Raw genomic sequence first — 13,802 nt, forward strand, 5'->3', positions numbered from 1 at the left:
GTGTCCGTCATGACCGACTACATGCAGCTGGCGCACAAAGCCCTCAACGACGAACCGCTCACCAGAGCGGAATCGCTGTCCGTGCTGACCGCACCGGACGACGATCTGCTCGCGCTGCTGCATGCCGCCTTTCAAGTCCGCTCGAAATACTTCGGCCGCACCGTCCGCTTGCAGATGTTGCAGAACGCCAAGAGCGGCGCCTGCCAGGAAGACTGCCACTACTGCTCGCAATCCGCCATTTCGACGGCGCCGATCGAGCGCTATAACTTGCTCCCGCAGAAACAGATGATGGAGGGCGCCCGCCAGGCCGCCGCCTCAAAGGCCCAGCGCTATTGCATCGTCATCAGCGGACGCAGCCCCTTGGATCGGGAAATCGATGAAATCGCCGGGGCCGTGCGCTCGATCAAGCAGGAAATCCCGATTCAGATCTGCTGCTCGCTCGGCCTCATGAACGAGGAACAGGCGAAGCGGCTGAAGGCGGCCGGCGTCGACCGCGTGAACCACAACCTGAACACCAGCGAGGCCTACCACGAGTCGATTTGCACCACCCATACCTTCCAGGACCGGCTCTCGACCATCAAGAATGCGCGCGCCGCGGGCTTGGAAATCTGCTCAGGCGGAATCGTCGGCATGGGGGAAAGCAACGAAGACCTCATCGACCTGGCCACCGCCCTGCGCGACGTGAAACCGGACTCGATTCCGTTGAATATGCTCAATCCGGTGGAAGGCACGCCGCTGGAGAACATCGCCGCCCTCACACCGCAACGCTGCCTCAAAGTCCTCTGCCTCTTCCGCTTCCTGCATCCGCGCACGGAACTCCGCATCGCCGGCGGCCGCGAACACAACCTCCGCAGCCTCCAGCCCCTCTCCCTCTACCCGGCCGACTCGGTCTTCGTGAATAACTACCTGACGACACCGGGCTCCCCCGCCCCCGAAGTCTGGGGCATGATCGAAGATCTGGGATTCAAGATTGAGGTCGATTACCAGCAGCCGGTGGCGAGCTGATCGATCTTGTAGTCTTTCATCGCTTCGGCTAGCATAGCGCCATGCGATCATCCAACGCAGTGCAAAAAACTATTCCGGCCACTGAAATCAGGCGTCGAGGACTCTCCGTCATCGACAATGCACTGAAGCGTGGGCCGGTCCACGTCCTCAAAGACAACGAGCCCACCTATGTCATCATGGCCGAAGCACAGTACCAGGAATTGGCGGAGCGGTATCGCAAATCATATGTGACCCGAATCAGACGATCGTTACAGGACCTCAAGGAAGGGCGCATCCGTCGCATCTCGGCCAAAACACTCATCGACGAGCTTCATCTCGAATCCTGATGTACACGCTGGCCACCACCAGCTATTTTGATCGACGTGTGGCCAAGTTCACACAAGCCCACCCAGAACTGAAGAAGCCTCTGGCTAAAGCCCTTAGAGGGCTAGAAGCCGATCCATTTCAGCCACAGTTACGTCTACATGCGCTCAAAGGCGAGCTGGAAGGGCTGCATGCCGTCAGCCTGACTCATTCGCATCGCATCACGCTTACCTTGAGAGTGACCAAGAAAGAGATCGTCCTTCTCGACATCGGAACACATGACGAGATCTACCGATAGCGAACCGTCCCCATACCGAGGAGCGAGCATTAGCAATGCGATCGCCCAAGAAACAATCTTCGAGCGCCTTTTCACAAGCCGCCGGACGCGTACTCCGCAGAGCCGCCAAGGTGGCTCGCAAAACCGCCCGCATGCATGGCACGCGATCTATATATGGGAGAACGGCAAGGTGGTGGCGAAGGAACCGCGAGGTTTGTGAACGCTCTTGATGTCACAATAAAGACAGACTAACCGATTACTCCTCTCTCAACCCCTCCACCACCGGTTGCCGCGCCGCCCAGCGGGCGGGGAAATACCCTGCAATCAGGGTGGCGGCAGCTGCCAAGCCGACGGCTTGGGCCAGGGCGCCAAGAGGCAGAACCATCTGGATCGTCCAACCAAATGACTGTTTGTTGATCACTTTGATGAGCAGCAGGGACAGCAGTCCGCCGCCGACAAGTCCCAGCGCGATACCGACCACACCCAGATAGACCGCTTCCCACAAGACCAATTGCCTGATTTGCTCCTCACTGCCGCCGATCGCGCGGAGCGTGGCAAACTCGCGCCGACGTTCCAACACAGACGTCACCAACGTATTCACGATGCCCAGCATGGCGATGATGACGGCGATGGCTTCCAACACATAGGTCAGCAGGAAGGTTCGGTCGAAGATGTCGAGAATCTCCTTGCGCAACTCGCTATTACTAATGATAAGCGGCGGCAGCGTCCGGTCCTGCGTGTGCTGCAATGCGCCGGCAATCGCCTGCCGGACCTGCTCTCTATCAGCCCCAGTTTGCAGATAAATCGGAAATACCGTCACATGTTCGTCCTGCCAGAGGGATTGATAGAGGCTGCGATCCATGACCAGTTTCCCGCCGTCAGTCGCATAGTCGTAGAACACGGCCACGACGGGGAACGACTTTGCCCCCTGCGGCGTCATGAGTTCCAGCAACTGGCCCTCCTGGATACTCAGCCGGTTGGCCAGTACTTCGGACACCACGATGCCCCCGCGCTCGACCGCCTGATTCAACAATTCGGTTGAGTGTCCCTGGCGCACGAGATATTGGCTGCGTCTGGCATGGAGCCGGAGATCGCGCGAGACAATGGCCACACGTTGCCCTTGCACCTCCACCCGCACATCCCGATAAGTATCGACCTCGGCAATGCCGGGAATCTCAGCCAGCCGGTCACGCCAGGTTGGCGGCAGGCTCTTCGTCCCGCTCCCGCCATTGGCTTCTCGCAACCAGGTCGATGGCGCGACGACGATATCGGCAATGATCGTCTCGTTGATCCACAACTCAACGGTATGCCGGAAGCTGCGCACCATGATCAGCACACCGATCATAATGGCCAGCCCCACCATCAACGCGGAGACCGTCACGCCGTTTCGACCGGGATTTCTGGCCGCATGCTCGACCGCAATGTCGCGCATGGCGCCTTGAACACCGGGAATGCGATTCCGTTGGGGGCTCGGCCTTCGCCAACCAGTGACACAGCCCGGCGCCAGACACGAGAGTCCGCCAAGCAGACAGAACGTCGCGAGATAGCCCAAGACCGGCACCCCGCCGAGCGGACTGGCCAGGGCTAAGCACCCTGCCGCCACGAGCAATCCGATCCCGCCCATCGCCAGAATTCCCACGCGCAGTTGCCGGCTGGCTTCATAGTCGCCGGGGGCCAGCGCACGGATCGTCGCCGTCCGGCTGGCATCGAGGCTCGGGGCAATGGCCCCGATCATCGACACAAGACAGCCGATCGCCACCCCTTCGAATGAGGCCTGCCACAGCTCCGCTGAGACTGACCACGCCGCCTCCCCTTGGCTCAACGGCACATAGAGGTCCGATACCGTCCGGCTGACCAGCCCAACCAGCTTCTGCGCCAGCACCACACCGCCCAGGCTCCCAACTATCCCGCCGAGCAGCCCGAACAAAGCCGCTTCGACCAGAAAGAGGCCGGCGACGCGGGACTGCGTCATGCCAATTGCGCGATAGATCCCGATCTCCCGCCGTCGCTGCGCCACGGCAAAGGCCATCGTGTTGTAGATCAGAAACATGCCCACCAACAGCCCGACCCAGCTCAAGACCGTGAGATTGAGCCGGAATGCCCGCACCATCTGCTCGACCTGTTTCGTTCGGCTGGCCGGCCGTTCGACGGTCAGATGCGGCGGCACGGCCGCGCGCACCGCCCGTGCCACGGCCTCAACGGACGCGTCCGCCTCTGTGATGATGTCGATCCGGTCGAGCCGCCCCACCATGTTGAACAGGACTTGGGCAGCGGCAATGTCCATGATCGCGAGATGATCCCACGATGACGCACGATCGGATTGGTCTTGCAGCACCCCGGCGATCTGCACCTGAACTGGGCGCGGACCGATTTGAAGTGCGATCGTACTTCCCGCGCCAACCTGCCAATCGGCCGCCAACTTTCGCCCGAGATACACACGGTCGGCGCTCAGCAGATCCTCGATGGGATTCTGGCCTTGTTCCTTGGAGAGCCGGAATCCCCGGCGCTCGATCTCGGCCAGCAGATCGAGACCCAACACATGAAGCGCGCCGCCGGGCTGCCCCACGGCATCCAACCGCACCGCCGTCTGCGCCAGCACCGGTGAGGCTGACGCCACGCATGGCACCGCCCGTACCGTTGCGATGAGCTGCTCGTCGATCCCCAAATCTCCCCCTGAGACCTCCAACGTCGTCGGTCCGGCGACCGTGACCACCGCCTGCTCAAACGAGTGCAACACTTCGATATTGGCCGTCCGCACCGCCACCGATGCCGCCACGCCCAACGCCACGCCCACTACGGTGAGCATGGTCCGAAAGGGCCGTTGCGTCAGATGGACACGCAGCAGCAACGCACAGAGCGTCAGCCAGGCCATCATGCGGCACCACATCGTAAGAACATGAGCATTCACCTACGTATAAACACTATCAGTGAAAACGACTGAGTACGTGCCGATCGAATCCACGTGCAGAAATCGGCAGTTTCGTTTACAGACATTCATCCCTTTGCTAGATTCTCAGGGAACCCTAGATCGGGAGTACGTTATGGCAAGAAGTCGAGGCAATACCGCACTGCAAATAGACCGGCACCCGAAAGTCGAGCTGTCGATTACCCCGCGGCAACGGGAAATTCTCAAAATGGTCGCGCTGGGTCATACCAATCGGGAGATCGCCGAGACGCTCGACATCAGCATCCGCACCGTCGAGGTGCACCGCTTCAACCTGATGCGGCGATTGAACGTACGGAACGTGGCGCAACTGCTCCGGCAGGCCCTTCAGCAGGGATTGCTGCCCCGCAACTTCGGCCTCAAGTAACCCTACAGCTCCTTCACTTTTCCCCGGCAGTCCGCAATCGAGCCATAGCCCTTCTTCGCCAGTTGAGCGGACAGCTCCGCTTCCAATCGGCCAAAGGCCCCAAGGCCTTCTTCCACCAGGACTGTGCCGACCTGCACCGCCGACGCCCCGCACAAGAAATGCTCGAACGCATCGATGCCATTCATCACGCCTCCGGTGCCGATGATCGGAATCTTCCCTTGAAAAATCTTGTAGAAGGCCCGCACGTTCGCCAGCGCCACCGGCTTGATAATCGTCCCCCCGAGGCCGCCAAAGCCGCCTTTTGGCTTGATGACGACTTCTTCACGGTCCGGATCGACCACGAGGCCGTTGCCGACCGAGTTAATCATGTTCAGAAAATCGACCTCGCACCGGCCAATCACCTTCCCCATCACCTCATGATGCGCGGGATCGAAGTAAGGCGGAAGCTTCACGCCCATCGGCACGGTAATGACCTTGCGCACCCGCTTCAACAGGCGCTCGGAGGCCTCCGGGTCATAGCCGATCTGGGGCTTGCCGGGAATATTCGGACAGGACAGGTTGACTTCGATCAAGTCGGGCTGCGCCGCGTTGATCACGGCGGCAATGGTCGGAAAGTCGTCCTCGCAGAGCCCCGCCACACTCGCAATCACCGGCTTGCCGAACCGCTTCAACTCGGGGATCATGTCCGCATAGGCCCGATAGCCGAGATTGGGGAGCCCCATGGAATTGATCGAGCCGCCGGGAAATCCGTAATACCGCGGCTCCGGATTGCCTTGCCGGGCCTCGACCGTCATCGACTTGGTGACGATGGCCCCGGCGCGCGACCGGCCCAGCGCCTCCAGCTCCTCTCGGGTCACACAGAGCGCCCCGGCCGCATTCATGAAACAGCTTGGAAACGTGACCCCCGCAATCGTTGTAGAAAGATCCGTCATGCGGCACCTGTGAGCGCGGACGGGGTCGTGCGCGACACCAGCCGGCCATCCTGCATGGTCCAGACATAGTCAGCGCATTGTGCCGCGCTCTGGCTATGCGTGACCAGCAACACCGTCACCCCTTCGGCTTTCGTCATCGATCGAAGCAATGCCATGATGTCCGTTCCTTGGTGAGAATCCAGATTACCGGTTGGTTCGTCGGCGAGTAAGACCTTCGGCCGATGGGCCAGCGCCCGGGCAATCGCCACCCGCTGCTGTTCGCCACCGGACAACTCCCCTGGACGATGGTGCGTCCGATGAGTCATCGCCACCATCTCCAGCACTTCCGCCGCCCGACGACCGACCGCACTGCCGCTCTCGCCGCGCAGGAGCAGCGGCAACGACACATTTTCCAACGCCGTCAGCCCTGGGAGCAAATGAAAGGCCTGAAAGACAATCCCGATGACATCCCGCCGCGCCGTGGTCCAATCATTGCTCGTAAAACTCGCCGCCCTGCGACCGTCGAGGAGAATCTCCCCGGACGTCGGGCGGTCGAGACCCGCGACCAACCCCAATAAGGTGCTTTTCCCGCACCCGCTCGGCCCGACAAAGGCACAGAACTCGCCGCGCCCGACCTCGAGACTGACATCGCAGAGCGCCGCCACCATCGTCTCGCCGCGCACATAGCGTTTGGAGAGCTGCACCAGCCTCACCATGCCCATCACCCTCCGGTTGCCGCTCCATCCCATGCCACGGCCTTCCTCCTATAACATACCCCTTGAGAAGGCCACAACCTTGACAGCCGGCGGGGATTCCTCCTAGAAATTGTGCGCGGCCCCTTGTGAATCCTGAGAACAATCGATGGCTGGGATTGGGTTGCACAGGCTTTCGGATTTGGTACGGCAGACCCTCCGGGTCTTGTTGCCCGCCGACTGTGCGGCCTGCGGATCGCCGCTCCGAGATGATCCCGTGCCGCTATTCTGCGCTTCCTGCTGGCGCTCCATCGCGCCGCTCGCCTTGTCCCGCTGTGCGCAATGCGACCGCCCTCTGCCATCTCCTGCGGCCCTCACCCATAGCCCGTCCCACCGCTGCCACCATTGCACTGTGCGGCCGCCCGCCTATACGAAGGCCTGGACGCTGTTTCCTTATCTCCCCCCGCTGCAAGATGCCATCTGCCTCTTCAAATATCGGGGGAAAGTCTCGCTGGCCCGCCCCCTGGCCCAGCTGATGATCGATGCGCTCCCGCCCGCCTTGCAGGCGGATCTCATCATGCCAGTCCCGCTGCATCCGTCTCGTTTGCGGGAGCGGGAATTCAATCAGTCCCTGCTGCTGGCCGACCGGGTTGCCCGTCATCTACAGCGCCCCCTCTCCTTCACCAATCTCATCCGCACCATGCCGTCGGATCCGCAAAGCACACTTTCGCGGAAGGAACGGCTCAACAATCTCCGCCGGGCGTTTGCCGTCCGCCACCCTGAACCCATTGCGCAACAACGCGTGCTGCTCATCGACGATGTCTTCACCACCGGCACCACGGTCAACGAGTGCGCCAAGGTGCTCAGACAAGCGGGGGCAGGAGAGATCCTTGTGCTGACCCTGGCCAGAACCGTCGAGTCGAGTGTCGTCCCGGACCGGATACTGGCCCGGCGCGCCAACGATTCCCTGGGATTGCTCGGCGGATAGGCAACACGATGGCCATTTTGGATAATTCCGAAGACACGAATAGACACTGGTGACGGTCTATGACAGGCAATGTCATATAAATTCACTTGACATTCACGCATCAATCCCTAGAATGACCCTTATATTCAGGAGTCTTATGAGGAAGAGGCCCTCTCAACACAGGTGGGACGATGGGGACAGCCCCGAAGAGCGAATTGATGACGGTGGCGGAGACATGCCGCTACTTGAAGATTACGACCCGCACGCTCTATCGCTATATACAGAACAGACAGATTCCAGCCTTCAAGCTTGGGAAAGAATGGCGATTCGTACGTTCGGATCTGGAGCAGTGGATCCGCGATCGAACCAGAACCGCCCTCCCCTCGTAAATTAGGACGCACGATGTTTGCTGGCGAATATCACTGCAAAGTCGATGAGAAGGGCCGATTCATCGTGCCCTCCCCGATCCGTGAACAGATCGAGGCCGAAGGCCAGGCGGTGATGTTTCTCAAGGGGCCGGAGCAATCGCTCCTCCTCTATTCGATGAAGGAATGGGAGAAGGTCCTGGAGCGAACGCGCACCACGCTGGACGAAGACCAGAGCCGGCTGTTCATGCACTTCGTCGTTTCGGAAGCCGGCACATCGGAAATCGACAAGACCGGGCGCATTCTCATTCCCGGCCGTTTGCGAAAGCTGGTCCCGGTGGACGAAGACCTTGAAATCACCCTCGTCGGACTCTATCACCGCATGGAAATCTGGAACCCCAGTGAATGGCGCCGCTACATCGCCCGCACCGAAGACCGCTATGAGCACAACATGGCGAAAATCCAGAATCTCCTATAACTAGCCCCATGCCCGCTGGCCGACGCCGCACAGGCCCCCGCTCCTCAAAGCTGCCGATCCGAACCACCTCCTATCGACGCCCCAGCGCATCGGACTCGGCCACGAACACCCCGCTGTCCGGCGCACGCGTTCTGGCCCGCCCCAAACCACCGCGCCCCCCGCTCCACATCCCCGCAACTGCCGCGACGATTACCGCCGATCGGCTCTGCATCACGCTGCCCGTCCCTCCGAGCATCAATCATCAATACGCCACGGTGAACGGCCGGCGCGTCCTTTCATCGGCAGGGCGCAGCTACAAACTCCATGTGGGGCAACAACTCCTGCTCGCCCTCTCCCGATCTCCGCAGAAACAGGCGTTGATGCAACGATTGCGCACGGAACCGCTGGCCCTCTCCATCCGGTTCTTCTTCACCTCGCCCTTGCGCCGGGACGTCGATGGCGGGCTCAAGATCGCCCAGGACGCCCTCTGTGAAGGGATCGGGCTGAATGACAACCGTATTGTCGAAACCCACCTGTACAAAGATCTGGACAGCACCAACCCCCGCATCGAGGTCTGGCTCTCGCTCGCCGATCAGCGCGTGCCTAAAGAATAATCTCAAGCCACCCCCGCCATTTGGCTTTAGACTTTCACTCGTTCGACCGATAAAGAGGTGAGTTCTTTTCAGGAGCGTCAACATATCCACCATCATGGCAACCAAATTCATTCCGATCGAACAACTGCGCGTGGGCATGTACGTAGCCAAACTGGACGTGTCCTGGTTCCGCTCTCCCTTTCTGAGACACCGGTTTCTGGTCCAAACCGAGGCTCAAATCGAAAAATTGCGCCGGATCGGCATCACGCGGGTGACGATCGATCTGTCCCGGGGGGATGACGTCGAACATCCCCAGGAGCCCCGCACCTCAGTCGCTCTGCGCACATCCCTCCAGACGTCCCTCGCCCAGATGCCTTCGCAGGGGCCGAAACCGCTCGCTCAGCTCAATGAGGAATATGCCCAGGCCAGCGTAGCCAAGAAACAAATCGAACAGACCGTCCGCTCCGTCTTTTCCTCCATCTCCGAACACCGCACGGTCAATCGCCGCCAAGTCACAGAAGCCATCCAGGAAGTAACCATCGTCGCAAGAACGCTTCCCAATTCAGCTCTTTTCATGGCATTGAGCGCCCAGCGGGCCGGCGATGCCTCCCTCAGCCAGCATGCCCTCTCCACCTGTACGCTGGCGCTGGTGATGGGACAATCGCTTGGACATAACCCGCTGGAGCTTCAAGAGTTAGCCACGGCGGCATTGCTGCACGATATCGGGCTCCTCCAAATTCCTGCGAATATCGTTCGGCGCAGCGCCAATACGTCGAACCCGTTGCCCCAGCGAGAACGGCATCTGCTCGAATCGCACCCGCAATTAAGCATTCTGACTCTCGAACGCCAAGGCGGGTTTGAGACCAAAGTGCTCCAGTTGATCGGCGAGCACCATGTCCGGCTGGACGGATCAGGCTATCCTCACGGCACGCGAGGCGAGTTTACCTCGGAGCGGTCACGCATTCTCGCCATTGCCGACCACTACGACGAACTCATCACTGGGTTCGGGGGCGCTTCCCCTCTGGCCCCCTACCAGGCCCTGCAACGCCTCTATCGGGAATCCCAGGACGGCATCTTGGATCAAACCATCTTGTCGCAATTCATTAAGCTCGTCGGCATCTACCCCGTTCACAGCCGCGTCCGCCTGAACACACAAGAACAGGCGGTCGTGACAGACCTCAATCCCTCGGCGCTCCATCAGCCGGTGGTAACCATCACCCATACTCCCGCCGGAATCGAAACGCCGGATCCGCTGCTCGTTGACCTCGCCCATCAGGGGGACGGATCGCCTGAGCGGGCCATTGAAACCGTGCTGGCGACACCGGAGCCAGCACCCACTCATGCTCCCTCCCGAGCCGCCTAGCCGGCACAAATCTCGGCCAAGGCATCATGCCTGAAACGCACTCCAACCGGTTTGCCTGCCTGGGCAGCGGAGGGAGGCTACTCGTAGCGAAGCGCCTCGATGGGATTCAGACGGGCCGCCTTGTTGGCCGGATACAGGCCAAAGAACAAACCGACCACGAGGGAAAACAGAAACGCCGCAATCACCGTACTGCCGGAAATAATCGTCGGCCAGCCGGCGATCACCGTCGTCAGACGAGCCCCCACCACACCGACGATGATGCCAATCGTCCCGCCCAGCAAACTCAAGGTCACCGCTTCAATCAAGAACTGGATGAGGATATGCCGCCGCTTGGCGCCGACGGCCATGCGCACGCCGATCTCCCTGGTCCGTTCCGTGACCGACACCAATAAAATGTTCATGATCCCGATCCCCCCGACCAAGAGCGACACGGCCGCAATCGAGAGCAGCATGACGGTCAGCGTTTCGCTGGTTCCCTCCTGCAACTTTCCGATATCAACCTGCGTCTTGATCGTGAAATCGTCCTCTTGATCGGGCTGCAGCCGATGCCGGGCCCGGAGCGCCTCGCGAATCTGCTCCGTGGCGGGCCCCAGATCCTCCGCCCGCTCGGTCGACGCAAAAAGCGCCCCGACGGAACCGAAAAACTGCGTGCCAAACACTTTCCGCTCCGCCGTGCTGAACGGAATGAAGATCACATCGTCTTGATCCACCCCCTCCGCCGACTGGCCCTTCGGCGTCAGCACCCCCACAATGCGGAACGGAACATTCTTAATGCGAATGGCGGCCCCAACCGGCTCCTCGCCCGCCTCAAACAAGTTGTCCACGACCGTTTGTCCAACGATCGCGACTCGGGAGGCCGTGTCCACATCCGACTGTGTGAATTCTCCGCCTTTCTCATATGACCAATCACGAATCGTCAAATAGCTGGGGGAGATTCCGTACACCCGCACATTCCAGTTGCGATTGCCGTTGACCACCTGCATCGCGTCCCGCTTCGCCCACCCGGTATCGCGAAGGAGCGGAATCCGCTTTTTCAAGTACACCCCATCCGAGGTGGTGAGCGTAAATTTGCCTCCCTGCCCTCCCCGCACGCCCGTGGCGGTCGTGGCGCCCGGCAGAATAATGATGACATTGGTTCCCATCGTGGCCACCTGGGCCTGAACGGCAGCTTTCGCCCCTTCGCCAATGCTGACCATCGCGATGACAGCCCCCACCCCGATCACGATGCCTAGCATGGTCAAGCCCGCCCTAAGCCGGTTACGGCTGAGAATGCGAACCGCGGTGACAATGGTGAGCAAGAGAAAAGCCGGCATCAGGCCCCCGCCAGAGAAGACGGTTCTTTCGGCTTGGTCTGACGATCGGTCAGCACCTGCCCATCTTTAATCACCACTTCCCGCGAGGCATAGGCGGCAATGTCGGGCTCGTGCGTGACCAGAATGACGGTGATGCCTTCGTCCTTGTTCAATCGGTCGAGAATAGTCATGATCTCCCGGCTCGATTCGGTGTCGAGATTTCCGGTCGGCTCATCGGCAAGCAGCAGCGAAGGGGTCGTCACCAGCGCCCGGGCGATGGCCACTCGTTGCTGCTGCCCTCCGGACAATTGCGTGGGGTAATGCTGCTCCCGGCCCTTGAGCCCCACACGCTCCAGCGCGGCCGCCGCCAGCGCGCGCTGCTCGCGAAGGGGAAGGCCCCGGTAAAAGAGCGGCAGTTGGGCATTTTCCAAGGCGCTGGTGCGGGGAATGAGATTGAAGCTTTGAAACACGAAGCCGATCTGCCGGTTCCGGATCTCCGCCAACTCGTCGGCCAGAAGCCCCGCGACATCGACGCCGTTCAGCCAATAATGCCCCTCGGTCGGCTGGTCGAGGCAGCCCAGCATGTTCATCAAGGTCGATTTGCCGGACCCCGAAGAGCCCATGATCGCCACGAATTCACCCTGCTCGATCGTCAGGTTCAATCCGCGAAGCGCATGCACCTCCACATCGCCCAAACGGTACACCTTCCACAAATCTTCACAGCGGATCAGGGAGTCCGTCTGCCGGCCGTCGATCTCACCCACAAGACATCCCCCTCACAGACGTTCGGGCCGAAGAGACATCCCCGAATCGGCCTCTACGCCAGACCCGTCTCAACTTAGATTCCCCGGCTCCGCGATTTCTGCTGTCCGCCGCTCCCGAACCCCGGAGGCAGCTCACCGCCGGCACGAGTGCCGCGCGGGACATCCTGGCCCACAATGACCACATCGTTTTCCGCCAGCGGGCCTCCGACGATCTCTGTGGCCACACCATCGGAAATCCCGGTTTGAACGGATACAGGCACGAGCTCGCCGGACTCATCTTGTTTCCAAACCTTACGGGCCGTCCCTGCCATGTCTGGCGGAACGGATGAGGGCCGTCCGCCGGACGGCCTTCCGTCCGCCTTCGCGGACCGGCCTTCGGACGAAGCGCCCTCCCCCCCTCCGCCCTTGGGGGGCGTGAATCGCAAGGCGGCATTCGGGACCTTCAAGACCTGGTCTTTTTGCGCCACCACGATGGCAACGTTCGCCGTCATACCGGGCTTGAGCCGCAAATCCTGATTATCCACCGCCACCACCACATTGTAGGTAATGACATTTTGCACATTGATCGGCGCGAGACGAACCTGGCGAATCGTGCCGGAAAACTTCACGCCGGGATAGGCATCCACCGTAAACGTCGCGTCTTTTCCCTCCGTCATCCCGCCAATATCCGACTCGCTGACATTCGTATCGACTTGCATCTTGGTGAGATCCAAGGCGATCAGAAACAGATTCGGCGTCGCAAAACTCGACGCCACCGTTTGCCCAACCTCGACATTTCTGGCCACGACGATTCCGTCGACCGGAGACCGGATCACCGTATATTTCAGATCCAGATCGGCCGAATTCAACGCCGCTTCGGCCTGCCGCACCTGCGCTTCCGCCACGTGCACTTGCGCCTCCGCACTCTGCGCGTTGGTCAGCGCCACATCCACATCATTCTGCGAGACGAAATTCTGGGCGATGAGGGACTTCACTCGATCCAATTCACGCTTCCGCTGCCCCCAGTCCGTCTTTGCCCGCGCGACATTGGCTCGCGCCATCTCCAGATTGCTGGCCGCCTGATCCCGTCGGGCCTTGAACGGCTCAGGATCAATGACCGCTACCGTGTCGCCCGCTTTGACGCGGGAATTGAAATCGGCATGGAGGCTCTTGATCATCCCCGACACCTGCGTGCCCACCTGAACGGACACGACGGGATTGATCGTCCCGGTGGCGCTGACAATGGAAACGATCGAGCCTCGCTCGATCGCCGCGGTTCGATACCGGACCGGCGCCTTGCGCTCCCCGGTAAAAAATACATAGCCGCCAATGGCGAGCCCGAGCCCCACGACCGCCAGAATGATTCCGATACGCCGCATGCCAATAATCCTCTCCTACTGCGGGAAGAGTGCCATCTTACCAGGAAAAACGCCGGGGAATCATCACTGGAAGGGAAAGACCAGAAGCAGCAAAGGCCGTTCTCCCGCTGCCAGGAGAACGGCCTTTGCTGTGACAGCTGTCAT

15 protein-coding genes are annotated in these 13,802 nt (G+C 60.7%); 9 read left to right on the forward strand and 6 right to left on the reverse strand.

From position 1 onward, the window contains the following. The first annotated feature begins 9 nt into the window (after window positions 1–9). Genes bioB through RI101_00925 form a run of 3 tightly spaced genes read left to right on the forward strand, consistent with a single transcriptional unit; the run spans window position 10 to window position 1,606 of the window. Window positions 10–1,005 (forward strand): biotin synthase BioB, encoded by a 996-nt coding sequence (bioB, locus tag RI101_00915; protein MEC4888595.1) that lies wholly within the window; start codon window positions 10–12, stop codon window positions 1,003–1,005. Between the two features lie 41 nt (window positions 1,006–1,046). Next, window positions 1,047–1,331 carry a hypothetical protein gene (locus RI101_00920; protein MEC4888596.1) on the forward strand — a complete coding sequence of 95 codons (285 nt, stop codon included), beginning with the start codon at window positions 1,047–1,049 and terminating at the stop codon, window positions 1,329–1,331. Continuing rightward, window positions 1,331–1,606 carry a hypothetical protein gene (locus tag RI101_00925; GenBank protein MEC4888597.1) on the forward strand — a complete coding sequence of 92 codons (276 nt, stop codon included), beginning with the start codon at window positions 1,331–1,333 and terminating at the stop codon, window positions 1,604–1,606. The genes RI101_00920 and RI101_00925 overlap by 1 nt, the downstream gene beginning before the upstream one ends. A 235-nt stretch (window positions 1,607–1,841) precedes the next feature. On the opposite strand, the gene RI101_00930 is transcribed toward RI101_00925, so the two are convergent. Continuing rightward, complete coding sequence (locus RI101_00930; GenBank protein ID MEC4888598.1) at window positions 1,842–4,460, reverse strand: FtsX-like permease family protein; 2,619 nt, start codon at window positions 4,458–4,460, stop codon at window positions 1,842–1,844. A 166-nt stretch (window positions 4,461–4,626) separates the two neighbouring features. On the opposite strand from RI101_00930, the gene RI101_00935 reads away from it, so the two are divergent. Next, a complete protein-coding gene (locus tag RI101_00935) occupies window positions 4,627–4,896 on the forward strand; it encodes a response regulator transcription factor (protein ID MEC4888599.1) in 270 nt (89 codons plus the stop codon). A gap of 2 nt (window positions 4,897–4,898) precedes the next feature. Here the strand turns inward: RI101_00935 and RI101_00940 are convergent, their stop codons facing one another. Next, window positions 4,899–5,828, reverse strand: a complete 930-nt coding sequence (locus RI101_00940) for a dihydroorotate oxidase (protein MEC4888600.1) — start codon at window positions 5,826–5,828, stop codon at window positions 4,899–4,901. Next, window positions 5,825–6,556 (reverse strand): ABC transporter ATP-binding protein, encoded by a 732-nt coding sequence (locus tag RI101_00945; protein MEC4888601.1) that lies wholly within the window; start codon window positions 6,554–6,556, stop codon window positions 5,825–5,827. Before RI101_00945 ends, RI101_00940 begins: the two co-directional genes overlap by 4 nt. A 112-nt stretch (window positions 6,557–6,668) precedes the next feature. On the opposite strand from RI101_00945, the gene RI101_00950 reads away from it, so the two are divergent. The 5 genes from RI101_00950 (at window position 6,669) to RI101_00970 (ending at window position 10,244) form a co-directional block, all read left to right on the forward strand. Further along, complete coding sequence (locus RI101_00950; protein MEC4888602.1) at window positions 6,669–7,487, forward strand: ComF family protein; 819 nt, start codon at window positions 6,669–6,671, stop codon at window positions 7,485–7,487. Between the two features lie 170 nt (window positions 7,488–7,657). Further along, window positions 7,658–7,855: a helix-turn-helix domain-containing protein gene (locus RI101_00955; protein ID MEC4888603.1), complete on the forward strand. Its 198-nt coding sequence runs from the start codon at window positions 7,658–7,660 to the stop codon at window positions 7,853–7,855. A 13-nt stretch (window positions 7,856–7,868) separates the two neighbouring features. Next, entirely contained in the window at window positions 7,869–8,309 is a 441-nt protein-coding gene (locus RI101_00960; GenBank protein ID MEC4888604.1) for a hypothetical protein, read from the forward strand. Between the two features lie 8 nt (window positions 8,310–8,317). After that, complete coding sequence (locus tag RI101_00965; protein MEC4888605.1) at window positions 8,318–8,902, forward strand: RusA family crossover junction endodeoxyribonuclease; 585 nt, start codon at window positions 8,318–8,320, stop codon at window positions 8,900–8,902. 94 nt (window positions 8,903–8,996) lie between these two features. After that, window positions 8,997–10,244 (forward strand): DUF3391 domain-containing protein, encoded by a 1,248-nt coding sequence (locus RI101_00970; GenBank protein ID MEC4888606.1) that lies wholly within the window; start codon window positions 8,997–8,999, stop codon window positions 10,242–10,244. Between the two features lie 77 nt (window positions 10,245–10,321). Here the strand turns inward: RI101_00970 and RI101_00975 are convergent, their stop codons facing one another. The 3 genes from RI101_00975 to RI101_00985 form a co-directional block, all read right to left on the reverse strand. Further along, complete coding sequence (locus RI101_00975) at window positions 10,322–11,557, reverse strand: ABC transporter permease (GenBank protein ID MEC4888607.1); 1,236 nt, start codon at window positions 11,555–11,557, stop codon at window positions 10,322–10,324. After that, window positions 11,557–12,300 (reverse strand): ABC transporter ATP-binding protein, encoded by a 744-nt coding sequence (locus RI101_00980; GenBank protein MEC4888608.1) that lies wholly within the window; start codon window positions 12,298–12,300, stop codon window positions 11,557–11,559. Before RI101_00980 ends, RI101_00975 begins: the two co-directional genes overlap by 1 nt. 74 nt (window positions 12,301–12,374) lie before the next feature. Next, window positions 12,375–13,658, reverse strand: a complete 1,284-nt coding sequence (locus RI101_00985; GenBank protein ID MEC4888609.1) for an efflux RND transporter periplasmic adaptor subunit — start codon at window positions 13,656–13,658, stop codon at window positions 12,375–12,377. Window positions 13,659–13,802: the final 144 nt, after the last annotated feature.

It is taken from the genome of Nitrospira sp. (genome assembly GCA_035968315.1).
GTDB lineage: Bacteria > Nitrospirota > Nitrospiria > Nitrospirales > Nitrospiraceae > Nitrospira_D.